The sequence below is a fragment of the Neorhizobium tomejilense genome (genome assembly GCF_964254135.1).
Lineage (GTDB): Bacteria > Pseudomonadota > Alphaproteobacteria > Rhizobiales > Rhizobiaceae > Neorhizobium > Neorhizobium tomejilense.
Genome location: NZ_CAXUSO020000001.1, coordinates 4,323,940 through 4,349,245, shown reverse-complemented (window position 1 = coordinate 4,349,245; position 25,306 = coordinate 4,323,940). Strand labels below are relative to the sequence as shown.

Below are 25,306 nucleotides of genomic sequence, written 5' to 3'. Positions count from 1 at the left end.
ATTGCTCTCATATTTCACCCAGTAGTTCCACAGATCTCATAAGGTTTTTCATGAAGATCGCCGGCGTTTTTCGCCTTTGCCTCGCAGCTACTCTATTCGCGCCGACGGTTGTCAATGCGAGCCAGTGCGATCGTAACAAGCGTGTTTATGTCTTTGATCAGTCTAATACGGGCGACGACACTAAAATCTTCTATAAGGTGCGCGCTGGAGAACACCCATTCTACGCGGAGCTGGTAAGATTTGAAACTTGGCGAAAGTCCAAACTGGTTTGGTCTATCGATGGCGTTGTCATATGCAGCGATGTGATACCCATGTGCAATTTAGACTTGCGTACCGTCAAGAAAAATAGTGACAAATCCGTCGCTTACGAATGCTTTAAAGAAGTCAATGATCCGGCTACATCCAATGAGCAGATGGCACCGTTCCTAATCCCGGTCACCGACATTTCCTCCGGTGATCAAACGCCGTACATTGCCTTCGGTAATTTGACCGCCCTCTCCATTGCCTGCAGCAAGCACATGGCCGTCCAAGTTAAGCGGAAGGATCTGCTAACCAAGGACGAGCGGAAAAATGGCTTTCTGTTGCCGCCTTTTGTTCGGCTAGATTCATGCCAGGAATAGATCGCCGTTCGCCAGCGTAAGTACGGAGCGTCATTGTCGCTGTGCATTGCCCTTATATTCCGGGCTCCAACATCGCCCGCAGCTTGTAGTGGATGGGAGCAGCGAGATATCGCGCCCGGTCCGACTCCGAAAGCCGCCGGCCGAAGGTTTCCATTAGCTCGGGCATCGTCACCCTTTCTCCGGGAAAAGGTTGAGATTCCACCGGCGTCCCGGCTTCGGCCACGCCATCCGTGACGCCCCGGCAATAGATGCCGTTCTGATCCTGGGTCCGATGGAATAGGGAGGTTCCGATGACGTTGACATCACTTCTGGTTTTCGTGGCGGCACTTTTTGTCGCTGCCGGTTCGCCTGGTCCCAGCATAGCCGCGCTCGTGGCGCGCGTTCTGTCCAAGGGGTATCGCGACGTATTGCCGTTCCTCGCAGCGATGTGGGTCGGCGAGGCCATATGGCTTTCGTTTGCGGTCGCAGGTCTTGCCGCCATCGCCGAGAGCTTCCATGCCGTCTTCGTGGCCATCAAGTGGATCGGCGTCGCCTACCTCCTCTATCTCGCATGGAAGATGTGGTTCACCGAACCCGCCGGCTCCGGCGAAGACCTTCCGGAAAATCGCTCGGCGCTGAAGATGTTTTTCGCCGGCCTCACCGTGACGCTCGGCAACCCGAAGATCATGATGTTCTATGTGGCGCTGCTGCCTTCGATCATCGATCTCGGGGGCGTGACGCTGACCGGCTGGCTGGAACTGGTCGCCGCGATGTTCGTGGTGCTCGTAGTCGTCGATCTCGCATGGGTGCTGCTTGCCGCCAAGGCGCGTCAGTTCCTGAAGAGCCCTCGGGCCGTGAAGATCGCCAACCGGGTTTCGGCCGGCGCCATGGCGAGTGCGGCAGCGGCGATCGCGACCCGCTAGGTCTCGAACGTCGGCCTCCAGCGGCGGCCGATGGGTGCGGCCAAGAAGCGGGCTTTTTCGGTTTCCGACAGGTTCCTGCCGACCGCCGCCAGCATTTCCGCGATCATGACGCGGTCGCCGGCATAAAGTTCGTGGCGGACGGGATCGCCGGGCGAGACCATGCCAGACTTGACGACGCGGCAATAGATGCCGGGGCGGCCGGCCCTCACATATGTCTTCAGGAATTTCGGATCGTCCATCTTCACCGCAAGCGTGTTGCAGGGAGAGCGGGCGCAGGTCGCCTCAAGCACGACTTCGCCTATATGAAAACGGTCGCCGACGGCGACATCGCGGTTGTCGAGACCTTCGACGGTCAGGTTCTCGCCGAATGTGCCGGGCGGGAAATCGCGACCGAGCGCGGCCGTCCACCAGTCGAGCGTCAGCGAGCCCTCGAGCAGGATCGCCTGATCCTCGCCGCCGTGGTGTTTCGTATTGCAGACCGCATCGCCGACGAGGCCGAGGCTGTCGATCATGACGGCGGCATTGACGGCCGACTTGTAGATGCCGGTCTTGAAGCTCTTGCCCGGCAGCCTTTCCGGACGCCCGAGGCAGACGGCGAGAAGTTTCATAAGCGGCCCTTCCGCGATTCCGTTTTTTGAGCATATGGGCTAAAGGGAGAAAATGGCAAAGCGAGTCACCGGCCCCGAAATCGAAAAACTCATCCAGCTTCTGGCAAAGGTGCCGGGTCTCGGGCCGCGCTCGGCGCGCCGGGCGGCGCTGCATCTGATCAAGAAGAAGGAACAGCTGCTGGGGCCGCTTTCGAGCGCCATGGGCGAAGCCTATGACAAGGTGAAGATCTGCTCGCGCTGCGGCAATGTCGATACCGTCGATCCCTGCACGGTCTGCACCGATATCCGCCGCGACCAGACGATGCTGATCGTCGTCGAAGACGTCTCCGACCTGTGGGCGCTGGAGCGGACGGGCGCGATGAACACCGCCTATCACGTGCTCGGCGGTACGCTCTCGCCGCTCGACGGCATCGGCCCCGACGACCTCAACATCCGCGGGCTGATCGACCGGGTGAACGAGGGCGTCATCCGCGAGATCATCATCGCCGTCAACGCGACCGTCGAGGGGCAGACCACGGCCCATTATATTACCGACCAGCTCTCCGGCATCGACGTGAAGATCACGAGGCTGGCGCATGGCGTTCCGGTCGGCGGAGAACTCGATTATCTCGACGAAGGCACACTGACGGCGGCGCTTCGGGCGCGGACGGTGATTTAGAGGAAGGCATTGAGTATGTGGAGACGTACCCCCCTCTGCCCTGCCGGGCATCTCCCTCTCAAGGGGGGAGATCGGCCAGAGGCGCCGTTCTCCCGTATCGTTAAACGTATCGAAAGGAGCTTCGGCAGGCTCATACTTTTAATGGGAATGGGGCTTCGCTCCCATCCGATCTCCCCCCTTGAGGGGGAGATGTCCGGCAGGACAGAGGGGGGTGCCTCCAGGCGAGCGGTAGCATTGGCTTTCGCCATATTCACAACCCTCCTCCCCCTCCCTGCCCTCGCCCAAAATCGCCCCGACGTCGAGAAGCAGTTCCAGCGGTGGATCGGCAGCGATCTGGCTCCGGTGGCCAAAAAAGCCGGTATTTCCGAGCGGACGCTGAAGGCGGCCTTCCAGGGCGTGACGCTCAACTGGGACCTGCCGGACCTGGTACCGCCGGGTTCGGAACCGCCGAAGCAGCAGGACCAGAGCCAGGCGGAATTTTCCTCTCCCGGCGCCTATTTTTCCGAAAAGCGATTGCAGGGGCTGGCCGCCACCGGCCGCGGGCTTGCGGCGACCTATTCGGCGACGCTGAAGAAGATCGAGGCGGCCTATGGCGTGCCGGGCGAGATCGTCGTCGCCATCTGGGGCCGTGAATCCGGCTTCGGCAAGGCGCGGATGCCCTATTCCGCCGTGCAGGTTCTGGCAACCAAGGCCTTCATGTCGACACGCAAGGACATGTTCCGCGAAGAGCTGATCGCAGCGCTGAAAATGATCGAGCGGGGCGACGTGGATGCGGCGACGATGAAGGGTTCCTGGGCGGGTGCGCTCGGCCAGCCGCAGTTCATGCCGTCGAGCTATCTGAAATACGCCGTCGACTTCGACGGCGACGGTCGCCCGGATATCTGGAACTCGGTACCGGATGCGCTTGCCTCGATCGCCCACTACCTGCAGAAGGAAGGCTGGCAACGCGGCCGCGACTGGGGGTTCGAAGTGACGATCCCCGCAAAAGTTTCCTGCGCACAGGAAGGGCCGGATCTCGCGAAGCCGATCTCGGCCTGGGCGGCAACCGGCATCACCCGCATTTCCGGCAAGGCGTTTCCCGCGGCAGATCTCAAGGCGGACGGCATGATGCTGGTGCCGGCGGGGCGCAGCGGACCGGAATTCGTCGTCACGCCGAATTTCTACGTGATCAAGGAATACAACAATTCCGACCTTTACGCGCTGTTCATCGGCAATCTCGCCGACCGGATCGCCTCGGGCGCAGGACCGTTCCAGGCACCTTGGGGTGATGTCGGCAAGATGCTGCGCTCCGACGTGCTCGCCATGCAGAAGGCGCTGGTCGCCAAGGGTTATGACGTGGGCAATGTCGACGGCCTGCCGGGCTACAAGACCCGGCGTTCGCTCGGCGACTGGCAGGCAAAGAACGGCCTTGCTCCAACGTGTTTTCCCGATCCGTCGCTAAAAGGAAAGATCCGCTAGTCAGAGGCTGCGCTTCAGGCCCTCGTGGCTCGAGGTGAAACCGAGCTTCTCATAGAAGCGGATTGCATCCGGCCGCGCCTTGTCGGAGGTGAGTTGCACCAGCTTGCAGCCGCGCTCGACACACTTTCCCACCGCCCATTCGATGAACTGCGATCCCAGTCCACTACCGCGCTCGCTTGCAGCGATCCGCACGCTTTCAATCTGGCCACGCCACATGCCGGCGCGCGACAGGCCGGGAATGAAGGAGAGCTGCAGGCAACCCACCACCTTGTCTTCCCGGTTCACCGCGACTGCCAGAAGCTGGTTTCCGTCAGCCTCGATCGCTGCAAAGGCCTGCTCGTAACGCGGATCGACCGGATCGGACACGACTTCGCGAGCCTGGCCAAGCGCATCGTCCGCGAGCAGTTCGACAATGGCGAGGAGATCGGAGCGGCGGGCTTTTCGGAAAGAAACCATGGGATCTAGTGGTGCAGGTCGGGCGGCGATTTATGGAAAATGTCGTCGCTCGGAGGGATCGTCTGACGCTCGATCAGCCGGTGGACGCGCGGGCCTTCTTCGCCGCGATGAAGAATGCGGATCGCATCCCAGACCTCGGCATCCGCCTGGGTGCGGCGCTGGTTGTGGCGCACGTAATCGGCCCAGGTGGCGGTGTGATAGGTCTCCGTCCAGATTTCCGGATGTTCCAGATCGCGCATCAGCGCCCACTGCCGCGCACCATCGCGGATGCGAATACGGCGTCGCTGCGACATCAGCGCCAGGAACTCCGGCACGTCCTCGTCGGCAATAGTATAGTCCACCAGGGAGACGATCGGTCCGCTGCGCGGCTGCAGGTCGAGGCTCAGCATCGGCACGTTGAAGCGGTTGAGCGGATCGAGATTGGCATCGCTGAACTGCGGCAGCGGCAGGCGCATGCCGACCACGGCACCAAGCAACATGACCAGGCTCGACAGTGTCAGCGCGATCGAGACCCCGAACGTATCGGACAGGATACCCCACACCCAGCTTCCGCCGGCAATGCCCCCGAACGTCGCCGTCTGGTAGAAGGAAAGCGCGCGGGCGACCACCCATCGCGGCGTCGAAAGCTGCACCGTCGTATTGAACAGCGACAAGGCCAGCACCCAGCAAGCGCCGGGCACGAGCAGGACGATCGCGGTCAGCAGCGTGCTTGAACTCATGGCGATGATCGCGGCACTCGCGGCAAAACCCAGAAAGGACAGGCGGACGATCGATTCGCTCGACAGCTTTTCGCGCAGTCGCGAATTGCCCATTGCACCGGCGATCGCACCGACCCCGAAGGCTCCGAGCATGATGCCGTAGGTCAACGGGCCGCCAGAGACCAGGTCGCGGGCGACGATCGGCAGAAGCGCCAGCACGGCGCTTGCCGAAAGACCGAAAACAAGACCGCGGAACAGCACGTTGAGAATGTTCGGCGACATGACGACGTAGCCGAGACCGGCCGAAAGCGCCCGCAGAAGCGTCTCGCGCGGCAGCGCATTGTCACGACCTTCCGGCTTCCAGCGGATCAATGCATAGATCAGAGCGAAATAGCTCATGGAATTGGCAGCGAACGCAGCGGCGGCGCCTGCGGCCGCAACGATCGCCCCGCCGATCGCGGGGCCGACGCTGCGGGTGATGTTGAAACCGACGCTGTTGATCGTCACGGCCGCCGGCAGCACCTCGCGGGGCACCATGTCGCCGACCGAGGCCTGCCAGGCCGGGTTGTTGAGCGCCACGCCGCAGCCGAGCAGAAAGGTGAATGTCAAAAGCAGCCAGGGCGTCAGCAGGTCGAGATAGGCAAAGACCGTCAGGGTGAGCGAGACGATGAGCATGAAGAACTGCGCCGTCAGCATCAGGCTGCGGCGGTTGACGTTGTCGGCAAGCGCGCCGGCAATCAGCGAAAAGAGCATGATCGGCAGCGCGGTCGAGGCCTGGACCAGCGCAACCATGTCCTCGGAATCGGTGATCGAGGTCATCATCCACGCCGCCCCGACCGCCTGGATGAGGCTGCCGAAATTGGAGGCGAGACTGGCGATCCAGATAGTTCTGAACGTTGGGTGCCTGAAGGGAGCCAGGGTCGATATCCGATCGGGCACTTTTATCCTCGTTCTTTCGTGCGTCGTATCAAACGGTTATAGACCCGGCAGAACCAAATTCCAGTCGCTAGGGCTGGAGAATATGCGACTCTTGCAATCGCAGGGCCGAAAGCGTATATGCACCCCATATTCTTGATCGTCCGATGAAGAGTGGGCCCCACCGGACCCGCTCTTTTTTGTTAGGCGATCACTGTAACCCAGACATTGGGCCCAGCTATGGGGCAATGATTGCCGGAGAGCTTATGCCGCAAACCGAATACGAGCCGCGGCTCATCATCGAGACCGGGCTTGACCTCAGGGTCGCCGAAATCATCGAGCCCGTGCTGACCGCCATGGGCTATCGTCTGGTGCGTGTGAGGATGCTGAACCAGAACGGCGCGACGCTGCAGATCATGGCCGAGCGCAATGACGGGACCATGGATGTGGAAGGCTGCGAGGCCGTATCCGTGGCGATTTCGCCGGTCCTGGATGTAGAAGATCCGATCGATCGGGAGTATCATCTGGAAGTGTCCTCGCCGGGCATCGACCGCCCGATGGTTCGCAAGTCGGATTTTACCCGCTGGCTGAACCATCTGGTCAAATGCGAAACGTCGATCATGATCGACAATCGCAAGCGGTTCCGCGGCAGGATCACCGAAAGCGATGCGGACGGTTTCACGATCGAGCGGGACCAGGTCGCCTATGGCGAGGAACCACGGGTGACGATCCCGTTTTCGGCACTGGCTGAGGCAAAGCTCATTCTGACCGACGATCTGATCCGCGACGCACTTCGGGCCGACAAGCTCGCCAAGGCGCAGGCCGCGAACCAGAACGAAGAAGCAGAAGACGAATAAACCGAACAGAGACTTGTGCCTTTCCCCCGGAAAGGCCTCATCTTTTGACCTACGGAGACCAACGACAATGGCAGTGAGTGCGAACCGGCTTGAACTTCTGCAGATCGCGGATGCAGTGGCGCGCGAAAAGGTCATCGACCGCGAGATCGTGCTGGCTGCGATGGCCGACGCCATCCAGAAGGCTGCCCGCTCCCGCTACGGCTCGGAAACCAATATCCGTGCCGACATCAATTCCAAGACCGGCGAGATCCGGCTCCAGCGCCTGCTGGAAGTCGTCGATCACGCCGAAGACTATGGCACGCAGATCCCGCTGGCTCTGGCGCTCGACCGCAATGTCGACGCCAAGATCGGCGACTTCATCGCCGATCCGCTGCCGCCGATGGATTTCGGCCGCATCGCCGCCCAGTCGGCCAAGCAGGTCATCGTCCAGAAGGTGCGTGAAGCCGAGCGCGACCGCCAGTTCGACGAGTTCAAGGACCGCGTCGGCGAAATCATCAACGGCACCGTCAAGCGCGTCGAATACGGCAACGTCATCGTCGATCTCGGCCGCGGCGAAGGCATCATCCGCCGCGACGAGATGATCCCGCGCGAAAACATGCGTTATGGCGATCGTGTCCGCGCATACGTATATGATGTCCGTCGCGAACAGCGCGGCCCGCAGATCTTCCTGTCGCGTACCCATCCGCAGTTCATGGTGAAGCTGTTCACCATGGAAGTGCCGGAAATCTACGACGGCATCATCCAGATCAAGTCTGTCGCCCGCGATCCGGGTTCGCGCGCTAAGATCGCCGTGATCTCGAACGACTCGTCGATCGATCCGGTCGGCGCCTGCGTCGGTATGCGCGGCTCGCGCGTCCAGGCGGTCGTCGGCGAATTGCAGGGCGAGAAGATCGATATCATTCCGTGGTCCCAGGATCCGGCGTCGTTCATCGTCAACGCGCTGCAGCCGGCTGAAGTCGCCAAGGTGGTTCTCGACGAGGATGCCGAGCGGATCGAAGTCGTGGTTCCGGACGAACAGCTGTCGCTTGCCATTGGCCGCCGCGGCCAGAACGTCCGCCTCGCCTCGCAGCTGACCGGCTGGGACATCGACATCATGACGGAAGCCGAGGAGTCGGAGCGCCGCCAGAAGGAATTCAACGAGCGCACCAACCTCTTCATGGACGCGCTCGACGTCGACGAAATGGTCGGCCAAGTGCTGGCTTCGGAAGGTTTTGCCCAGGTCGAGGAACTGGCTTACGTCGATCTCGACGAAATCTCTTCGATCGACGGCTTCGACGAAGACACCGCCACCGAAATCCAGACCCGCGCCCGCGAATACCTGGAGCGGATCGAAGGCGAGATGGACGCCAAGCGCAAGGAGCTCGGCGTCGAGGACGAGTTGCGCCAGATCAACGGCCTGAACGGCCAGATGCTCGTCGCGCTCGGCGAAGACGGCATCAAGACGATCGAGGACTTTGCCGGCTGCGCCGCCGACGACCTCGTCGGCTGGAGCGAACGCAAGGACGGCGTGACGAAGAAGTTCGAGGGCCTGTTCTCGAAGTTCGACGTTTCCCGCGTCGAAGCTGAAAACATGATCGTCCAGGCCCGCCTGTCCGCAGGCTGGATCACCGAAGAAGACCTCGCAAAGGGTGCCGCCGAGCCGGAAGCTGAAGCGGAGGAGGCGGACGCCGTCGAGCAGGAATGATCCCGCTCGCAAATGAGCCGGACGAGAACGAAGACGGACATGTCGATGATGACCTGGGCGAGATCGTCGTGAACGACCGTACCTGCATCGTCACCCGCGAGGCGGGATCACCGGAAACGCTGATCCGCTTTGTGGCCGGCCCGAACGGCCAAGTCGTGCCCGATCTGAAGCGTCAGCTTCCGGGCCGCGGCTGCTGGATCAAGGCCGAACGGTCGCTCGTCGAACGGGCGGTCCAGAAAAAGCTTTTCGCCCGGGCCCTCAAAGCCGAGGCGAAGGCGGATGCGGATTTGGGCGCGCTGGTGGATCGCCTGCTCGCCGCCGATCTCGTCGGCATGATGAACATGGCGCGCAAGGCAAGCCAATTCGTCACCGGCGCCACGAAGGTGGATGCCGCCGTGCGCTCGGGTGCGGCACTTGCAGTGTTCCATGCGGCCGATGCGGCCGCCGACGGAGTGAGAAAAATAGACCAGGCCCGCAAGGCCTGGAAGCTCGGTTCGAGTACCGGGGAAGACATTCCGTCCTTTTCGCTCTTCACGAGCGCTGAATTGGACGAAGTGATGGGCCAGAATGCTTTTATCCATGCCTGCGCGCTTGCGGGGCAGGCGGGTGAGGGTGTAGTGAAGCGCGCAAACCTACTTGAACAGTACCGCATGAGCGGTCTGTCCCAGACAAAAGGTGTCGCTGACATGCCGAAACAATGACGCGGTCACCGGCTTTAGCCGGACGCACATCGATATGTACGGATTAAACGACGGGTTCTGATGGCTTCCATCCGTTCCTGTCCGAAGGAACAGGAACGGAATGACCGACAACAAAGACGATAAGACACTCGGCGTAAAGAAGACCCTTACACTGAAGCCATCTGGGATGAGCCAGGGTACCGTCCGCCAGGACATGGGTCGCGGCCGCACCAAGGCCGTCGTCGTCGAAACAGTCAAGCGGCGGCCGACCCGGCCGCTGGACGAAAAGCCGGTAATCACGCCCGCAGCCCCGACGCCCGCGCCGCGGGTGGTAGAGGCTGTCGCTCAGCCGGCCGCTCCCCAGCGCCCGGTACCGCAGCAGCCTGCCGCTCCGGCAGCGCGCGTCCACCAGCCGGGCTCGCAGAACGCACGGCCGCAGCAGAACCAGCGCCCGCCGCAATCCAATCAGCCGCAGCGCCCGCAGCAGCCTAACCAGCCGCAGCGTCCGCAGCAATCCAGCCAGCCGCAGCGTCCGCAGCAGCGTCAGGGCGGCGCCGTCCTGCACGACCTTTCCGCCGGCGAGATGGAAGCCCGTCGCCGCGCTTTGATGGAAGCGCAGGCGCGCGAGGTCATCGAGGCCAAGCAGCGCGCCGAAGACGAGGTACGTCGCCAGGTCGAGGAAGAACGCCGCAGAATAGAGGAAGCCGCCGAGGCTGCCCGCCGCGCTGCCGAACCCAAGGTCGAACCGGTCGAGGCCCCGGCCCCGGCTGAGACACCTGCACCCGCGGCTGCCGAAAAGCCGGCCGAGCGCGCCGCTGGCGCCCCTGCCGGCCGTCCGGGCGAAACACGTCCCCAGGCTCCCCGGCCTGCAGCTCCCGGCGCCGCACCTGCGGCACTGCCGGTTGCCGGCCGCCGCAAGGGCGCTGACGAAGAAGACGAAGATCGCGGCCCGCCGCGTGGAGCACCCGGCCGTGGCCGAGTCCCCGTCGCTGCTCCCGCCAAGGTTCCGGCCCGCCCGAAGACCGAAGACGAACGCCGCCGCGGCAAGCTGACGGTGACCACGGTCAGCACGGACGAGGACGGCAATGCCCGTGGCCGTTCGATGGCCGCGACCCGCCGCCGGCAGGAGAAGTTCCGCCGCAGCCAGATGCAGGAAACGCGCGAAAAGGTCATGCGTGAAGTCATCCTGCCTGAAACCATCACCATTCAGGAACTGTCGCAGCGCATGTCCGAGCGCGCCGTCGACGTCATCAAGTACCTGATGAAGGAAGGCCAGATGATGAAGCCGGGCGACGTCATCGACGCCGACCTCGCCGAAATCATCGCCGGCGAATTCGGCCATACCGTCAAGCGCGTCTCGGAATCCGACGTCGAAGAAGGCATCTTCAACGTTGCCGACGACGAAGGCGAAATGGTTTCGCGCCCGCCGGTCGTCACCATCATGGGTCACGTCGACCACGGCAAGACCTCGCTGCTCGACGCCATCCGCCATGCGAACGTGGTCTCCGGCGAAGCCGGCGGCATCACCCAGCATATCGGCGCCTATCAGGTGGAGCATAACGGCCAGAAGATCACCTTCATCGACACCCCCGGCCACGCCGCCTTCACGGCCATGCGTGCCCGTGGTGCCCAGGCGACGGATATCGCCATCCTGGTGGTCGCAGCCGACGACAGCGTAATGCCGCAGACGATCGAATCGATCGCCCATGCCAAGGCAGCGGGTGTTCCGATCATCGTGGCGATCAACAAGATCGACAAGCACGAAGCCAATCCGGACAAGGTTCGCCAGCAGCTTCTGCAGCACGAAGTGTTCGTGGAATCGCTCGGCGGCGAAGTGCTCGACGTCGAAGTATCGGCCAAGAACAAGGTCAATCTCGACAAGCTGCTCGAAGCCATCCTGCTGCAAGCCGAAATCCTCGACCTCAAGGCTGATCCGAGCCGGACGGCCGAAGGCATCGTCATCGAAGCCCAGCTCGACCGTGGCCGTGGTTCCGTGGCCACCGTTCTTGTCCAGAAGGGCACCCTGAAGCCCGGCCAGATCATCGTTGCCGGCGACCAGTGGGGCCGTGTGCGCGCGCTCGTCACCGACAAGGGCGACCATGTGAAGGAAGCCGGCCCGGCCATGCCGGTCGAAGTGCTCGGCCTGTCCGCCACGCCGGCTGCCGGCGATCGGTTCGCCGTGGTCGAAAACGAAAGCCGCGCTCGCGAGATTTCCGAATATCGCCAGCGGCTTGCCCGCGACAAGGCGGCTGCCCGCCAGTCCGGACAGCGCGGTTCGCTCGAACAGATGATGTCGCAGCTCCAGAATACCGGCTTCAAGGAATTTCCGCTGGTCATCAAGGGTGACGTGCAGGGCTCGATCGAAGCGATCATCGGCGCACTGGACAAGCTCGGCACCGACGAAGTCCGTGCCCGCATCGTTCATTCGGGTGCCGGCGGCATCACCGAATCGGATATCTCGCTCGCCGAGGCATCTAACGCGGCGATCATCGGCTTCAACGTTCGCGCCAACCCGCAGGCACGTGCTTCTGCGGAACGCGAAGGCCTCGAGATCCGCTACTACAACATTATCTACGATCTGGTGGATGACGTGAAGCAGGCGATGTCGGGCCTCCTGTCTCCGGAACGCCGCGAAACCTTCATCGGCAATGCCGAGATCCTGGAAGTGTTCAACATCACCAAGGTCGGCAAGGTCGCCGGTTGCCGTGTCGTCGAGGGCAAGGTCGAGCGTGGAGCGGGCGTCCGCCTTATCCGCGACAACGTCGTCGTCCACGAAGGCAAGCTCAAGACGCTCAAGCGCTTCAAGGACGAAGTCAGCGAAGTGCCAATGGGTCAGGAATGCGGCATGGCGTTCGAGAATTACGAAGACATGCGCGCAGGCGACGTCATCGAATGCTTCCGCGTGGAGCATATCACGCGTACGCTGTGACCTCCGGCGAACAGCCCGAACAATTACAGGAGCCGTCCGTGACATTCACGGGCGGCTCCTGGCATTTTGACCAGGTGCTTTCCGATACGGAACTCGAGGACGGCATCGATCTTTGCGATACCGCCGGACGTGACATCAGCTATGTTCGTGGCCTAACACGCCGCCGCTAGCGCGCCGTGGATCCAGCGCTTTCCCCGCTTTCGGCGTCGACTTGTGACGTGGCAAAAATTTTCAGCTTCTATCGGAGGGGTCGCGACGGTAAGCATCTACCCATATCCGCATTTTCAGTTTCCGAGGAGGACACCATGCCGATTTCATTCGACCTGACGGGTAAGACGGCGATCGTCACCGGCGCCAATACGGGCCTCGGCCAGGCGATATCCGTGGCGCTGGTGCAGGCCGGCGCGGATGTGGCGCTGGTCGGACGCTCCTCGATGGCCGAGACGGAAGCCGCGGTCAGCGCGGCGGGCGGCCGCAGCCTGTCGATCCAGGCAGACCTTTCGACACTCGAACCGGTCGATCGGATCATAAGCGAAACGGTCGCCTGGACCGGGCGTGCCGATATCCTCGTCAACAACGCCGGGATCATCCGCCGGGCCGACGCGATCGATTTCAGCGAGGCCGACTGGGATGCGGTGATGGACGTGAACCTGAAGACAGTGTTCTTCCTTTCCCAGGCGTTTGCACGCCGGCTGATTACCGAGGGCAAGGGCGGCAAGATCGTCAATATTGCCTCGCTGCTCTCCTTCCAGGGCGGCATCCGCATCCCTTCCTATACGGCCTCGAAGAGCGGTCTTGCCGGCCTGACCAGGCTGCTCGCCTGCGAGTGGGCAGGCAAGGGCATCAACGTCAATGCCATTGCACCCGGCTATTTCTCGACCAACAACACCGAGGCGTTGCGCGACGATCCGGACCGCAATGCAGCGATCCTCAGCCGTATTCCAGCCGGACACTGGGGCCAGCCGGAAGAGCTCGGCGGAGCCGCCGTATTCCTCGCCTCACCGGCATCCGACTATGTGCATGGTGTCGTGCTGCCGGTCGATGGCGGCTGGCTGGCGCGCTAAACGCGTCCGACCGCCCCTCGGGTAGCGGAACGCTCATCCCATGCGCGAATGGGGCAATTGCCCCAACACGCATAAATTTGATCGGCATCTCGCAGATTTATTAGTTGCCATTTCTACTCATGTTTATTATCCGGTAGCTGCAACATCGCGAACCCGGCGGCAGTCGCCGGCGGCGTTCCGGTGTCCCGTTTCCGTCGTTGTCGACCAGCGTCCCCGGGCGCCGTCTGCGATGCCGAACAGTCCGGAGTATCGCCTGCCATGCCTGCTGCCCTGAAGCCCGCCTTTTCGATGCGCCAGCCAATCAGGAGCCGGTTCCCGATCGTTCTCGCGGCCGTGGTGCTGACGGCTTCGACGGTGATGGCACAGACGCCTGCACCGGATGCGTCGACGCAAACACCGCCCTCGCCGCAGGCGGCCTCGCCTTCCGGTGCACAGCCGACGCAGGCGCCCCCCGCTCCTGCCGTGCAGGCAGCGCCGACAACCTCCCGCACGGCGCCGAACGAGCCGGCAGCCTCGCCGACTGCGGTACCGCCCGCCGCACAGCCGACCAATCCCGTGGCCCCTCAGCCGGAAGCCTCTGCTCCACAGCCCGCCGTCCCGACGCAAGCGCCGCCGAGCAACAGCGTTCAGCCCGCGCCTGCCAGCCCGGCCCAGGTGCCGACGCAGGCACCCACCCAGGCACCGGGGGCACGCCAGCCGATCGACATGTTCACGCAGTTCCTGGAGCCTGAGCAGCGTTCGGACCTGCCGCACAACCTTTCGCCCTGGGGCATGTTCATGGCGGCCGACTGGGTCGTCAAAGGGGTGATGATCGGGCTCGCGTTCGCCTCGCTGGTGACCTGGACGGTCTGGCTCGCGAAGACGCTGGAGCTTGCAGGCGCCCGCGCCCGTGCCGGGCGCACGCTGAAAGTCATCCGCACCTCCCGCACGCTTTCGGAAGCCGTCGGCGGCGCCGGTGGCCGCGGTGGTCCCGCCGCGCTGATGCTGCGGTCCGCGGCAGAAGAAATGCAGCTTTCAGAAGCGGCCCTTGACCATGCCGATGGCGACGGCGTGAAGGAACGGGTCGGCTCGGCGCTCTCCCGCATCGAGGCCTATGCCGGCCGGCGCATGTCGCGCGGTACCGGCGTGCTTGCGACGATCGGTTCGACGGCTCCGTTCGTCGGCCTGTTCGGCACGGTCTGGGGCATCATGAACGCCTTCATCGGCATTTCGGAATCACAGACCACCAACCTCGCCGTCGTCGCGCCCGGCATCGCCGAAGCGTTGCTGGCGACCGCGATCGGCCTCGTTGCGGCCATTCCGGCTGTCGTCATCTACAACGTCTTCGCCCGTTCGATCACCGGCTACCGGCAGCTGCTGGCGGATGCCGCGGCGGGTGTGGAACGGCTGGTGAGCCGCGACCTCGATTTCCGCAAGGTTCCTCCGGGCAGCCGCAAGGCGCCAGTCTCGCTGGTGGCAGGAGGCTGACATGGCCGGCGGCATCCGCGAACAGCACGGCGACGAGCTTTCCGAAAACCACGAGATCAACGTGACGCCGTTCATCGACGTCATGCTGGTACTGCTGATCATTTTCATGGTGGCAGCGCCGCTGGCGACCGTGGACATCAATGTCGATCTTCCCGCCTCGACCGCAAAGCCCGCGGAGCGACCGGACGAGCCGCTCTACCTGACGGTCAAGGAAGACCTGAGCCTCAATATCGGCAATGACGCGGTGGGGCGCGAGCAGCTTGCGGCGACCCTCGACCGCGTCACGGAAGGCAAGAAGGACACCCGCGTGTTCCTGCGCGCGGACAAGGCAGTCGATTACGGCCAGTTCATGGAGGTCATGAACCTGCTGCGCGATTCCGGCTACCTCAAGATCGCGCTTGTCGGGCTTGAAACATTGCCGGCACCGGCCGCGCCAGCCGCGATGACGCCCCCCGGAAATGCTCCTGCGGCCGCACCCGCCGTACCGGCGACCGGAGGCAATCCATGAGCCTCGTCGTCTCGCAGACAGGTCCGGGCGGACGCGTCGGCGAGCTGGCGCTGTGGGGCGTTGCCGGACTGCTAATGCTGACGGTGCATTTCGGCGCCGCGGCCTATCTGATGCGCGAACAACCGGAAGTGCTCGCCGAAAATGCACCACCGGCGGCGATCATGATCGAGCTCGCGCCGGAGCCGGAAGCCGCCAATACCGAGGAAGAGCAGATTTCTCCTGACGTGCAGGAGCAGGAACAGGTGGTGAGCGATCAGACCCAGCCAGTCGAGGAACCGCAGCCGGAGCCCGTTGCCGAACCCGTCGAGCAGCCGGTCGAGCCGCCGCCGCAGGAAGTCGCCGAGCCGGTCGAGTCTGAACCGGTGCAGCCGCCCGTGGTAGAACCGCCGCCGGAACCGGAGCCCCAGGTTACCGAAACCATCCCCGAACTGCCGCCGGAACCGATCGAGGAGATCAAGCCGATCGACGAACAGATGACGGCGGCGCTGGAAAACGTCGAAGTGCCGTTGCCGGCGATGCGGCCTCTGCCGCCGCCGGTCGCGGAAAAGCCTCCGGAACAGCCGAAAAAGCCGGAGCCCAGAAAGGAGCCGGTGAAGAAGGTCCAGAAGCCGAAGCAACAGCAGCAGGCCCGTCCGGACATGGCCGAGGCGAAGATCCAGGCCAGGCAATCGGACCGCACCGCCGCCAGCCAGAATTCCACGAGCCTCTTCTCTTCGTCGGTCTCCCCGCAGCAGTGGATGACGCGTGTGCGGACAAAGATTGCTCGATACGCCCGCAAATGCCCCGGCAACGGAACTGGCGTGGTGACGGTCCGTTTCAGCTTCGACGGCGGTGGCAACATCAGCAACGTGGCGGTCGCGGGATCGTCGGGCAACTCGTCTATCGATGACTATGTCGCATCGGCAGTCCGGCGTGCTTCGCCCATCCCTGCGCCGCCTTCGGGTGTTGCAAGTTCACTCAGCCAGCCGGTAAAGTGCGAATAACCGCTTGATTTCCTCGCGGTGTTCGACACTGAACTCACCTGGATCTCCTGCATGCATATTACTCTGAATGAAGCCGAAACGCTGGTACAGAGCGTTTTCGAAGCCAATGGCGTTCTTCCCGAGACCGCCCGATCCGTCGCCCATGCGCTCGTGCATGCGGAAGCTGCCGGGCAGTACGGTCATGGCCTCCGCCGCGTTCCCGCCTATATCGGCCAGGCACGCACCGGCAAGGTCGACGGCCAGGCGAGACCCATTGCTATCCGGCCGCGCCCGGCCGTGCTTGTCGTCGATGCGGCGCTCGGTTACGCCTACCCGGCTTTCGATATCGCAGTCGCCGAGCTTCCGAAAATCGCGCGGGAACAAGGCATCGCGCTTGCCGCCATCCATCGCTCCCACCATGCGGGCGTCATGGCGCTGACCGTGGAACGGTTTGCCGAGCAGGGGCTCGTGGCGCTGATGTTTGCCAATGCGCCGGCCTCCATGGCCGCCTGGGGCGGCAGGAAGCGGCTGTTCGGCACCAATCCGATCGCCTTTGCGACACCGGTCGCCGGCGAGGAGCCGCTGGTCATCGATCTCGCGCTTTCGACCGTCGCCGCCGGCAAGATCATGGCGGCGCGCCAGAAGGGCGAGAGCATTCCGGAAGGCTGGGCCTTCGACGCCGACGGCAAGCCGACCACCGATCCGCACGCGGCCCACAAGGGCCTGATGGCGCCCTCGGGCGGTGCAAAGGGTGCGGCGCTGGCGCTGATGGTGGAAATTCTCTCCGCTGGCCTCACCGGATCGAACTTCTCCTACGAAGCAAGCTCGTTCATGGACGAGAAAGGCCCACCACCCTCGGTCGGTCAGACGCTTATTGTCATCGATCCTTCCGCGAGCACGGCTTCGGCTGCCGAGCGGATCGCAGAACTCGCCCACGAGATGGCCTCCGAAGAAGGCGTGCGCCTGCCCGGACGGCGCGGCCAGAACGCGCGCCGGAAGGCGATCGAGCAGGGGCTCGATGTCGAGGACGCGGTGATCTCGGCAATCGAGGCGCTGGTCTAGGCCCGAAGCGCCGCTGCCGGCGACAAGGCCGGTCAGGAAGCCGATGCCGAGCGCCACCAGCAGGAAGAGCTCGGCGCGGCGACTACGCAAAAGCAATATTTTGAAGGGAAATCCTGCTCCAGAAACGGGAAAAGCCTGGCGCGGGAGGAGGGTGCGCCAGGCTTTAAACTTGATCGACAACTGGGAGGAGGAGGATGTCGTCGATCCGTATCGAGCAACACTGGGAGGAGGAGTGCGTCGCTCGATGACCAAACATATAGGCTAATCGTTTAATCACGCCAACCCATCCTGCCGCAATGCAGCAATGCGCTGAGTGCAGAGCTGAGCAAATGCCCGAGGCCGGCCCGATCGCTCAGGCGCTTTTTCGGCCCCTGCTGCGCCGCGCCCTTAAGATCACCATATCGCTCGGGAAAAACGTGGTTTATAGCGAATTTGCGGCAGACAGACGGACGGAGACGGACATGGCAGAGATCAGGTATCACGAAGGCGATATTCCGGCAGCGGATGCGGCGCGTTATACGGGGGCGATCGCCATCGATACGGAAACCCTCGGCCTCGTGCCCCGCCGCGACCGGCTTTGCGTCGTGCAGCTTTCGCCCGGGGACGGTTCCGCCGACGTGATCCGTATCGCCGCCGGGCAGAACGAGGCTCCAAACCTCGTCGCCATGCTTGCCGATCCGACGCGCCAGAAGATCTTCCACTACGGCCGCTTCGATATCGCCGTTCTCTTCCATACGTTCGGTGTGACCACGGCGCCGGTGTTCTGCACCAAGATCGCCTCGCGGCTGACCCGCACCTACACGGACCGGCACGGACTGAAGGACAATCTGAAGGAAATGCTGGATGTCGACGTTTCCAAGGCGCAGCAGCAATCCGACTGGGCAGCCGAGGTTCTTTCGCCGGCGCAGCTGGAGTATGCGGCCTCCGACGTGCTGCACCTGCATGCGCTCCGCGACAAGCTGACCTACCGCCTGGTGCGCGATAGGCGCGCCGAACTCGCTCAGGCCTGTTTCGAATTCCTGCCGACGCGGGCGAAGCTCGACCTGCTAGGCTGGGAAGAGGCCGATATCTTCGCCCATAGCTGATGTCCACGAAGGACCTCCGCCCAAATATTCGCCCGCCGAATCTGAGAAAGAGCGGTATAACCTCTAGTTGTCCGGTAACGCTCCGTTAACTGTTCGAATCTAATTTTGCCCGCGGTATACCTCTCGACGAGACCGGATTTCGGGCCATGTTGCTTCCTACCCAGCAGACTTATGGGCTTGCCGCGACCAATATGATGCAGTCGATGCTCGACAGCATCGAGGAGCAGCGCAAGAAGGACGAGGAACAGCGGACCGGCAAGAAGAGCGACCCGGTTACCGAAGCCCGTATCAGCGCCAGCGAAGACGCCCGGCGCGCGCGCGACAAGATCACCTCCGCCCTTTTCGGCGTCACCAAGACAGATCCCAACGAACTGAAGATCGAACTCGTCGACCGTCTGGCTGCCAAGCTCGGCATCGATACCGACGAAGCGCGTTCGTCCTACAAGCTCGGAAGAGCGCTGGAAGATGCGCTGAAAGAGATGATGCCGGACGAGATCGGCGAACTCGTCGAAGATCTCGGCCTCGAAGACATCGGCATCTCGATGGACACGCTGCTCTCGGCGATCAAGAATCCTTACGGCGACGACAACCAGCGCCTCATGGAGGGGCTCAACCGGAAGGCCAATGGCGGCAAGCTCGACACGGAAGTCGAGCGCGTCATGCAAAGGCTGGAGGATGTCGCCGATCCGAAGACGCTCGAAGAGCTGAAACTCGGCCCGCAGGGCTATGATCCGACCCGTGTCGAAGATGCCGAAACGCGCGCCGAGCGCCAGGCCGACATCGAGGCGGCCGAAGCCAGCAAGAAACTCGAAGACGTCCAGAAAATCCAGGATGTCATCGAAAAGAAGAACGACAAGGCGAATGCAGAACCGGCTGCCGATGGCGCGACCGACACGGCATCCGTGGACGATACAGCGCTACTGGCCCTGTTTGCCGCAGCCGCCGAACAGGCCGCCGGCTCCGATACCGGCGACGCTGCCGACAGCCTCGTTTCCGATGATAGCTCCAGCAAGGACGAATCCTCCGACGCCGTGCTGGCGGAAAACGAAGCGCCGACTAATGAAATGGCGGCGAAAGCGATCGAAGAGCTCGCAGCCAAGAACGCCGACCAATCCTATGCCGACATTGTGCCGGTGCATGTGGACGAGATCGGCATTTATGAATTGTTGAAGAAGAAGTTGGCTGCGTGACAGTGCAATACCCCCCAGTCCCACCCTCATCTGCATCGGAATGGATCATTTTCGCTGAGCTGCCAGCGGAAGGCGGAATCCGTTAGCGAGTTGTTAACCTTTTTGCCTCACAGTCATATCTGTGTATCGGCACTGGCGACGCCATGAGGCGTTCCGGTCGCAACGCCGCTCGTTGCGAAAAGACAAGAACCCGTTCAGCCGAGCTGTCCTATCGTCTCTATCAGACATTGGAGCGGACGATGCTGCCCCCGGTTCGTACCAGTTCATTCGTCGACTATCAGACACCGTCGCAACAACCGATGCTGCGCCAGCGGATCGACATGGCCAATACCGCGGCGAATAGCGGGTTGATCGGTTCCTCGCCGATGTCGGCAGGCCGGCTGGATATCCTTTCGCTTTCGGCGCAGCTCCAGCTCGCCCAGGGTTTTTCCATCTTCGCCGAAACCATCGGCAGGCTGATCAAGGTCCCACGCCGCGAAGGCGAGGCATTGGCGGATTATGCCCAACGCCTTTCCGAGGCGGTCAAGGCGATGAACCCGGCCGAAAAGGTGGCCCTCGAGCGCACGCTCAACCAGCTCGTCAAAGGCATTTCGCTGCGCCTGCTCACTGAAATCCTCAACAATCCGGCAGGTCCCGAAGCCGCCCGCGTCGCCATACAGCTGGAGACCGCGCAGCTGCTCGAGCGCGACCTCGTGGCAAAGGCCGTCGTCAGCTCCTATCGGCAGAATGCCGGGGCGGAACAGGTGCCGAGCACCTTGCCGCAGCCGGCAAATGCTGCGCCATCAGCACCCGGCCAGGCTTCGGTGCCCGCGCCCACGCCAGAGGCCGAGGGCCAAGCCGCGCAACCCGGCGCCGAAACTGCGATCGACGGAGCGTCGCCTGAGGTTATGGCCTCGAATACGGATACCCAGGACCCGGATGTACCGCGTGTTTCGACGGCAACGTCCAGCACCACTCCAGATCCGACCATGCTTTCGGCGGAAGCCGAGGCCCTGCCGACGCCAACCGACAACAATGCATCTCAGATGAGCGTCGAGAACGATCTCGACGCGGCATCCGTGTCGGTATCCGCGCAGGAAGCGGTCGAGCTCCCAGAGAGCGAGACGCCGGAAGTTGCAGCCGCCCGGGCCGACGAGACAGCGGAGAACCCATCCGCTGCGCGCCCGGACGACGGCCGGCAAACCGCAAGCGCCGCCGCCGGCGATCGACGCATGTCTCAACCCGTGTTTTACGACGGTCCGGCCCTGGCCCGGCTTTCCCAGCGCGGCCTCGAACAGCAAAACGGCGTTCGGGGGCCGAATGCGGAGAAGATGGCGAACGGGGCGACGACCGTATGGCTTGCGGAAGTGCTTGCCGAGGCCACCAGCGAACTGCTCGACGGCCTGCCGGTAGCGGCAAGGCAATTGCCGGAACAGCAGGCGCTGCAGCAGCTGACCGACAAGGAGCTTTTCGGAAAATCCGCCATGCAGGCGAACGAGGCAGCGAGTGCCGCCGCGGCGAAGTCCGTGCCGCCGGCCACCGATGAGCCGGTCAGCACCGGGTCAACGGGTAACACGACCGGTCCTTCCGCGAACGCAAGCAGCCAGGCCACGGCCGCGACGGAACTCGCCGAACAGCTCGCTCTCCCGATCGCCATGCCGCATGCCTTTCGCGAAGGTGTTGCCCTGCCCTACGTCGCCTATCCGCCGGAAGAGCGCGAGCGGGACCCCGAGGAGCGCAAGACCAAGGCAATTTCGGAGACCGACGAAGACGGCGAACAGCAGCATTCGGCCGGCGAGCAGGCGTTCGGCGAAGAACACCCGGACGACGACCCCGCCCAGGACGACGAGAGCGACGGCGCTTCGAAGGAAGCCGTCGAAGATGCAGACCGGGCCAACGACCTCTATTGGCGCATGGCCGGCTGGACGTAAATTCAATCCATAAACTGCGCATGAAAAAACCGCCGGACTTGCATCCGGCGGTTTTTGATTCTCAGAGAAGCTTCGATTACTCGTTGCTGCCGCGGTTCTTCAGAGCCGCACCGAGGATGTCGCCGAGCGAAGCGCCGCTATCGGACGAACCGAACTGAGCAACTGCTTCCTTCTCTTCTGCGATCTCGAGAGCCTTGATCGACAGCATGACCTTGCGGTCCTTCTTGGAGAAGTTGACGACGCGGGCATCGAAGACTTGGCCAACCGAGAAACGCTCCGGACGCTGATCGTCGCGATCGCGTGCCAGGTCGTTGCGGCGGATGAACGAGGTGATGTCTTCGTGGTTGACGAGACGAACCTCTACACCACCGTCGTTGACGGCGATGACTTCGCACGAGACGACAGCATTCTTGCGCAGTTCGCCGGAAGCGGCGGCTTCACCGACCGAGTCCTTGCCGAGCTGCTTGATGCCGAGCGAGATGCGCTCCTTGTCGACGTCCACATCCAGAACGACAGCCTTGACGACGTCGCCCTTGTTGAACTCCTCGATGACCTGTTCGCCCGGACGGTTCCAGTCGAGGTCGGAGAGGTGGACCATGCCGTCAACATCGCCTTCGAGGCCGATGAACAGGCCGAATTCGGTCTTGTTCTTGACTTCGCCTTCGACTTCAGTGCCGGCCGGATGGCTGTAGGCAAATGCCTGCCACGGATTTTCGAGCGTCTGCTTCAGGCCAAGCGAGATACGGCGCTTGGACGGATCGACTTCGAGAACGACCACGTCAACGTCCTGCGTCGTGGACAGGATCTTGCCGGGATGGACGTTCTTCTTGGTCCAGGACATTTCAGAAATGTGGATGAGGCCTTCGATGCCCGGCTCCAGCTCGACGAACGCACCGTAGTCGGTGATGTTCGTGACGGTACCGGAAATCTTCTTGCCGACCGGATACTTGGCGGCAATGCCATCCCACGGATCCGACTCGAGCTGCTTCATGCCGAGCGAGATGCGGTGGGTTTCCTGGTTGATGCGGATGATCTGTACCTTGACCTGCTGGCCGATGGACAGGATTTCCGACGGATGGTTCACACGGCGCCATGCCATGTCGGTGACGTGCAGCAGGCCGTCGATGCCGCCGAGGTCAACGAACGCACCGTAATCGGTGATGTTCTTGACGACGCCGTCAACAACCTGGCCTTCTTCGAGGTTCTGAACGATTTCAGAACGCTGCTCGGCGCGGGACTCTTCGAGAACCGTGCGGCGCGAAACCACGATGTTGCCGCGACGCTTGTCCATCTTGAGGATTTCGAAGGGCTGCGGGTTGTGCATGAGCGGCGTGACGTCGCGGATCGGACGGATGTCGACCTGCGAACGCGGCAGGAAGGCAACGGCGCCGTCGAGATCGACGGTGAAGCCACCCTTGACCTGGTTGAAGATAACGCCTTCAACGCGCTCGCCAGCTTCGAACTTGAGTTCGAGCTTGACCCAGCTTTCTTCGCGGCGAGCCTTTTCGCGCGACAGAACTGCTTCGCCCAGCGCGTTTTCGATGCGCTCGACGTAAACTTCGACTTCGTCGCCGACCTTCAGCGAACCGTCCTTGCCCTTGGCGCCGAATTCCTTGAGCGCGATACGGCCTTCGACCTTAAGGCCGACGTCAACGACGGCCATGTCCTTTTCGATCGCGGTGACGCGACCCTTGGTGACGTAGCCTTCAGCCAGATCGTTGGTAGCGAAGGATTCTTCGAGGAGGGCTGCGAAGTCCTCCCGCGTGGGGTTAGATACTGCCATGAAATCTCCTGAGGTGCCCTATACGGGCCCATACAGCGCCGGTGGTTCGTGTTGCACATGCCCAATGTTCAGGTCCGCCTCCCTCATCGGAATTATCCGGGGGAGGCAATCCGGCGCGGGGACCGAACCTCGGGCTATTCTATTCTAATTCGATTGTCTCTTCAGGGCGGCGTCGATGATGGTCTTCGCTGCCCGAAACGCGGCCTCTATACTCATTTCCGAGGTATCAAGCAAGTGCGCATCGTCGGCGGGCTTCAGAGGGCTGTCGGCCCGGCCCATGTCGCGTTCGTCGCGTTTCTTCACGTCGGCGAAGATCGCACCGTAATCCGCCTCGCCGCCCTTGCCGACGATCTCGTCGTAACGGCGCCTTGCCCTCACATCCGCGGATGCGGTGACATAGAGCTTCACCGGCGCATCGGGGCAGACGACCGTGCCGATATCGCGCCCGTCGAGCACCGTTCCGGGCTGCCTCAGGGAAAAGGAACGCTGCGCCTCGACCAGAGCCCGGCGGACCGACGGCATGACCGCGATTTTCGAGGCCGCCTCGCCGATCGCATGGGCGGACAATATATCGCGATCGAGCCCAGCGAGTTCGACCTCACGCGCCATCTTCCCGGCGACCTCTTCATTATCGAGCGGCAGGCCGGCATCGAGAAGCGCCTTGGCGGTGGCGCGATAGGTCAGTCCGGTGTCGAGATGATGAAAACCATAGGCGTCGGCGATCAGACGCGACAGCGTGCCCTTGCCGGCGGCTGCGGGACCGTCGATGGCGATGACGATTGCGGGCTTGGACGTCAAACTCATGCTTCTCGCATCGCCCCGGATGTGACCAGCAGACCGAGCAGATGGGTCCCGATCAGCGCATGCTGAGTTCCGAGATCCTCTTCGCGAAAATGCGGCGGCTGGTACATGTTTTTCAACCTCTTATCAGTCCCGAACGGAGAGACGGCGAGGCCGGCCCCTTGCGGCGGAAATTTCTCGTCGTGACTAACATAAAGCCTTCGACCGGTCACCGCTTTCGCTCTTATGCGGCTCATGAAAAGTTTGTCTTTGACATCAAAGAGCGCAGGCCTTATGGGGACCGGCTTAGATTTTCACCCTATAAAGCCGCGATACAAGCGGCGCGCCGAACTATTCGGCCATCCCATGAGGCTCTGACTGTGGCAAAAGCGGAACTCGGAACCAAGCGAACCGACCCCGATACCGGCAAAAAATTCTACGACCTGAACCGTGATCCGGTCGTTTCTCCCTATTCCGGCAAATCCTGGCCGCTGTCCTTCTTCGAGGAGCACAGCGCCGCCAAGAAGATGGAACAGGCCGAGGAGGAGGACGTCCAGGAAGTCGATACCGAAAATCCGGAAGTCGAACTCGTATCGCTCGAAGAGGGCGACGAGGCAGCCAGCGGCGACGATATCCCGGATATCGGCGATGACGACGATGTCGATATCGGCGATGACGACGACGATACCTTCCTGGAAGCCGACGAAGATGAAGACGACGACGACATGTCGGGCATCATCGGCGTGACCGGCGACGACGACGAAGTCTGATCCGATATCCAAGTTAAGGCCCGGCAATTCAATAAAAATTGCCGGGCGCACAAAATACGGCTTGCACTCTCCGTAAACCGGAAGTAATAAGCCGCCACTCCAACGGGGCAGCCCTTACAGGCGCCCGGCGGAGTTTCCCAGGACCGGCAAATACCGGACCACCCTGATGGGGCTATAGCTCAGCTGGGAGAGCGCTTGCATGGCATGCAAGAGGTCAGCGGTTCGATCCCGCTTAGCTCCACCAAACTTTCTCCGAGACA

Annotated in this window: 23 protein-coding genes, 1 tRNA gene and 2 pseudogenes; 19 read left to right on the top strand and 7 right to left on the bottom strand. The window is 62.6% G+C overall.

Translation table 11 applies throughout. The annotated features are described in order from the left end of the window. The first annotated feature begins 50 nt into the window (after positions 1-50). Positions 51-620 carry a hypothetical protein gene (locus ACSQ3G_RS21335; RefSeq protein WP_436111448.1) on the top strand — a complete coding sequence of 190 codons (570 nt, stop codon included), beginning with the start codon at positions 51-53 and terminating at the stop codon, positions 618-620. A 52-nt stretch (positions 621-672) separates the two neighbouring features. On the opposite strand, the pseudogene ACSQ3G_RS21330 reads toward ACSQ3G_RS21335, so the two are convergent. Next, positions 673-873: pseudogene (locus tag ACSQ3G_RS21330) on the bottom strand (MOSC domain-containing protein); the annotation flags it as partial. Positions 874-910: 37 nt separating this feature from the next. Between ACSQ3G_RS21330 and ACSQ3G_RS21325 the strand changes: the two are divergent. Further along, complete coding sequence (locus ACSQ3G_RS21325; protein WP_436111447.1) at positions 911-1,522, top strand: LysE family translocator; 612 nt, start codon at positions 911-913, stop codon at positions 1,520-1,522. Here the strand turns inward: ACSQ3G_RS21325 and ACSQ3G_RS21320 are convergent. Then, entirely contained in the window at positions 1,519-2,130 is a 612-nt protein-coding gene (locus ACSQ3G_RS21320; RefSeq protein ID WP_436111446.1) for an MOSC domain-containing protein, read from the bottom strand. The genes ACSQ3G_RS21325 and ACSQ3G_RS21320 overlap by 4 nt on opposite strands. Before the next feature lie 52 nt (positions 2,131-2,182). On the opposite strand from ACSQ3G_RS21320, the gene recR reads away from it, so the two are divergent. Beyond that, entirely contained in the window at positions 2,183-2,788 is a 606-nt protein-coding gene (gene recR, locus ACSQ3G_RS21315; RefSeq protein ID WP_046638126.1) for a recombination mediator RecR, read from the top strand. A gap of 189 nt (positions 2,789-2,977) precedes the next feature. Further along, positions 2,978-4,246, top strand: coding sequence for a lytic murein transglycosylase (locus ACSQ3G_RS21310; RefSeq protein WP_436111445.1), 1,269 nt, complete (start codon positions 2,978-2,980; stop codon positions 4,244-4,246). Here the strand turns inward: ACSQ3G_RS21310 and ACSQ3G_RS21305 are convergent, their stop codons facing one another. Then, positions 4,247-4,702, bottom strand: coding sequence for a GNAT family N-acetyltransferase (locus ACSQ3G_RS21305; RefSeq protein WP_436111444.1), 456 nt, complete (start codon positions 4,700-4,702; stop codon positions 4,247-4,249). A gap of 5 nt (positions 4,703-4,707) precedes the next feature. Further along, positions 4,708-6,339 (bottom strand): MFS transporter, encoded by a 1,632-nt coding sequence (locus ACSQ3G_RS21300; protein ID WP_436111443.1) that lies wholly within the window; start codon positions 6,337-6,339, stop codon positions 4,708-4,710. A 242-nt stretch (positions 6,340-6,581) separates the two neighbouring features. On the opposite strand from ACSQ3G_RS21300, the gene rimP reads away from it, so the two are divergent. The 13 genes from rimP (at position 6,582) to ACSQ3G_RS21235 (ending at position 21,713) form a co-directional block, all read left to right on the top strand. Then, entirely contained in the window at positions 6,582-7,172 is a 591-nt protein-coding gene (rimP, locus tag ACSQ3G_RS21295) for a ribosome maturation factor RimP (RefSeq protein ID WP_436111442.1), read from the top strand. A 67-nt stretch (positions 7,173-7,239) separates the two neighbouring features. Further along, complete coding sequence (gene nusA, locus ACSQ3G_RS21290) at positions 7,240-8,856, top strand: transcription termination factor NusA (protein ID WP_105438846.1); 1,617 nt, start codon at positions 7,240-7,242, stop codon at positions 8,854-8,856. Beyond that, positions 8,853-9,557 (top strand): RNA-binding protein, encoded by a 705-nt coding sequence (locus tag ACSQ3G_RS21285; protein ID WP_436111441.1) that lies wholly within the window; start codon positions 8,853-8,855, stop codon positions 9,555-9,557. The genes nusA and ACSQ3G_RS21285 overlap by 4 nt, the downstream gene beginning before the upstream one ends. Positions 9,558-9,657: 100 nt before the next feature. Beyond that, complete coding sequence (gene infB / locus ACSQ3G_RS21280) at positions 9,658-12,465, top strand: translation initiation factor IF-2 (protein WP_436111440.1); 2,808 nt, start codon at positions 9,658-9,660, stop codon at positions 12,463-12,465. A 38-nt stretch (positions 12,466-12,503) separates the two neighbouring features. Continuing rightward, complete coding sequence (locus ACSQ3G_RS21275; protein ID WP_436111439.1) at positions 12,504-12,635, top strand: hypothetical protein; 132 nt, start codon at positions 12,504-12,506, stop codon at positions 12,633-12,635. Between the two features lie 135 nt (positions 12,636-12,770). Continuing rightward, on the top strand, positions 12,771-13,529 hold the full coding sequence (gene kduD, locus ACSQ3G_RS21270; protein ID WP_436111438.1) for a 2-dehydro-3-deoxy-D-gluconate 5-dehydrogenase KduD: 759 nt from the start codon (positions 12,771-12,773) through the stop codon (positions 13,527-13,529). A 357-nt stretch (positions 13,530-13,886) separates the two neighbouring features. After that, entirely contained in the window at positions 13,887-14,996 is a 1,110-nt protein-coding gene (gene exbB / locus ACSQ3G_RS21265) for a tonB-system energizer ExbB (protein ID WP_436111759.1), read from the top strand. Between the two features lies 1 nt (position 14,997). Continuing rightward, complete coding sequence (gene exbD / locus ACSQ3G_RS21260; RefSeq protein WP_436111437.1) at positions 14,998-15,504, top strand: TonB system transport protein ExbD; 507 nt, start codon at positions 14,998-15,000, stop codon at positions 15,502-15,504. Beyond that, positions 15,501-16,487, top strand: a complete 987-nt coding sequence (gene tolA / locus ACSQ3G_RS21255; RefSeq protein WP_436111436.1) for a cell envelope integrity protein TolA — start codon at positions 15,501-15,503, stop codon at positions 16,485-16,487. The genes exbD and tolA overlap by 4 nt, the downstream gene beginning before the upstream one ends. A 51-nt stretch (positions 16,488-16,538) precedes the next feature. After that, positions 16,539-17,528 carry an Ldh family oxidoreductase gene (locus tag ACSQ3G_RS21250; RefSeq protein ID WP_436111435.1) on the top strand — a complete coding sequence of 330 codons (990 nt, stop codon included), beginning with the start codon at positions 16,539-16,541 and terminating at the stop codon, positions 17,526-17,528. Between the two features lie 461 nt (positions 17,529-17,989). Continuing rightward, a complete protein-coding gene (locus ACSQ3G_RS21245) occupies positions 17,990-18,613 on the top strand; it encodes a ribonuclease D (RefSeq protein WP_436111434.1) in 624 nt (207 codons plus the stop codon). A 146-nt stretch (positions 18,614-18,759) separates the two neighbouring features. Next, the gene (locus ACSQ3G_RS21240) at positions 18,760-19,803 is read left to right on the top strand and encodes a hypothetical protein (RefSeq protein ID WP_436111433.1); all 1,044 of its coding nucleotides are present in this window, start codon (positions 18,760-18,762) and stop codon (positions 19,801-19,803) included. Positions 19,804-20,042: 239 nt separating this feature from the next. Further along, entirely contained in the window at positions 20,043-21,713 is a 1,671-nt protein-coding gene (locus ACSQ3G_RS21235; RefSeq protein ID WP_436111432.1) for a hypothetical protein, read from the top strand. A gap of 76 nt (positions 21,714-21,789) precedes the next feature. On the opposite strand, the gene rpsA is transcribed toward ACSQ3G_RS21235, so the two are convergent. The 3 genes and pseudogenes from rpsA to ACSQ3G_RS21220 all read right to left on the bottom strand — a co-directional run. Then, positions 21,790-23,496, bottom strand: coding sequence for a 30S ribosomal protein S1 (gene rpsA / locus ACSQ3G_RS21230; protein ID WP_046602871.1), 1,707 nt, complete (start codon positions 23,494-23,496; stop codon positions 21,790-21,792). A gap of 144 nt (positions 23,497-23,640) precedes the next feature. Then, a complete protein-coding gene (gene cmk / locus ACSQ3G_RS21225) occupies positions 23,641-24,300 on the bottom strand; it encodes a (d)CMP kinase (protein WP_436111431.1) in 660 nt (219 codons plus the stop codon). Positions 24,301-24,311: 11 nt separating this feature from the next. Then, a pseudogene (locus tag ACSQ3G_RS21220) lies at positions 24,312-24,407 on the bottom strand (FMN-binding negative transcriptional regulator); the annotation flags it as partial. A gap of 249 nt (positions 24,408-24,656) precedes the next feature. On the opposite strand from ACSQ3G_RS21220, the gene ACSQ3G_RS21215 reads away from it, so the two are divergent. Further along, the gene (locus ACSQ3G_RS21215) at positions 24,657-25,046 is read left to right on the top strand and encodes a TIGR02300 family protein (protein WP_037080075.1); all 390 of its coding nucleotides are present in this window, start codon (positions 24,657-24,659) and stop codon (positions 25,044-25,046) included. A gap of 168 nt (positions 25,047-25,214) precedes the next feature. Continuing rightward, positions 25,215-25,290, top strand: a tRNA-Ala gene (locus ACSQ3G_RS21210). Positions 25,291-25,306: the final 16 nt, after the last annotated feature.

Excerpts from the sequence above, each read along its gene's own strand:
- ACSQ3G_RS21335 (WP_436111448.1), top strand. The coding sequence starts at position 51 with ATGAAGATCGCCGGCGTTTTTCGCCTTTGCCTCGCAGCTACTCTATTC.
- ACSQ3G_RS21325 (WP_436111447.1), top strand. The coding sequence starts at position 911 with ATGACGTTGACATCACTTCTGGTTTTCGTGGCGGCACTTTTTGTCGCT.
- ACSQ3G_RS21320 (WP_436111446.1), bottom strand. The coding sequence starts at position 2,130 with ATGAAACTTCTCGCCGTCTGCCTCGGGCGTCCGGAAAGGCTGCCGGGC.
- recR (WP_046638126.1), top strand. The coding sequence starts at position 2,183 with ATGGCAAAGCGAGTCACCGGCCCCGAAATCGAAAAACTCATCCAGCTT.
- ACSQ3G_RS21310 (WP_436111445.1), top strand. The coding sequence starts at position 2,978 with ATGTCCGGCAGGACAGAGGGGGGTGCCTCCAGGCGAGCGGTAGCATTG.
- ACSQ3G_RS21305 (WP_436111444.1), bottom strand. The coding sequence starts at position 4,702 with ATGGTTTCTTTCCGAAAAGCCCGCCGCTCCGATCTCCTCGCCATTGTC.
- rimP (WP_436111442.1), top strand. The coding sequence starts at position 6,582 with ATGCCGCAAACCGAATACGAGCCGCGGCTCATCATCGAGACCGGGCTT.
- nusA (WP_105438846.1), top strand. The coding sequence starts at position 7,240 with ATGGCAGTGAGTGCGAACCGGCTTGAACTTCTGCAGATCGCGGATGCA.
- ACSQ3G_RS21285 (WP_436111441.1), top strand. The coding sequence starts at position 8,853 with ATGATCCCGCTCGCAAATGAGCCGGACGAGAACGAAGACGGACATGTC.
- infB (WP_436111440.1), top strand. The coding sequence starts at position 9,658 with ATGACCGACAACAAAGACGATAAGACACTCGGCGTAAAGAAGACCCTT.
- kduD (WP_436111438.1), top strand. The coding sequence starts at position 12,771 with ATGCCGATTTCATTCGACCTGACGGGTAAGACGGCGATCGTCACCGGC.
- exbB (WP_436111759.1), top strand. The coding sequence starts at position 13,887 with ATGGCACAGACGCCTGCACCGGATGCGTCGACGCAAACACCGCCCTCG.
- exbD (WP_436111437.1), top strand. The coding sequence starts at position 14,998 with ATGGCCGGCGGCATCCGCGAACAGCACGGCGACGAGCTTTCCGAAAAC.
- tolA (WP_436111436.1), top strand. The coding sequence starts at position 15,501 with ATGAGCCTCGTCGTCTCGCAGACAGGTCCGGGCGGACGCGTCGGCGAG.
- ACSQ3G_RS21250 (WP_436111435.1), top strand. The coding sequence starts at position 16,539 with ATGCATATTACTCTGAATGAAGCCGAAACGCTGGTACAGAGCGTTTTC.
- ACSQ3G_RS21245 (WP_436111434.1), top strand. The coding sequence starts at position 17,990 with ATGGCAGAGATCAGGTATCACGAAGGCGATATTCCGGCAGCGGATGCG.
- ACSQ3G_RS21240 (WP_436111433.1), top strand. The coding sequence starts at position 18,760 with ATGTTGCTTCCTACCCAGCAGACTTATGGGCTTGCCGCGACCAATATG.
- ACSQ3G_RS21235 (WP_436111432.1), top strand. The coding sequence starts at position 20,043 with ATGCTGCCCCCGGTTCGTACCAGTTCATTCGTCGACTATCAGACACCG.
- rpsA (WP_046602871.1), bottom strand. The coding sequence starts at position 23,496 with ATGGCAGTATCTAACCCCACGCGGGAGGACTTCGCAGCCCTCCTCGAA.
- cmk (WP_436111431.1), bottom strand. The coding sequence starts at position 24,300 with ATGAGTTTGACGTCCAAGCCCGCAATCGTCATCGCCATCGACGGTCCC.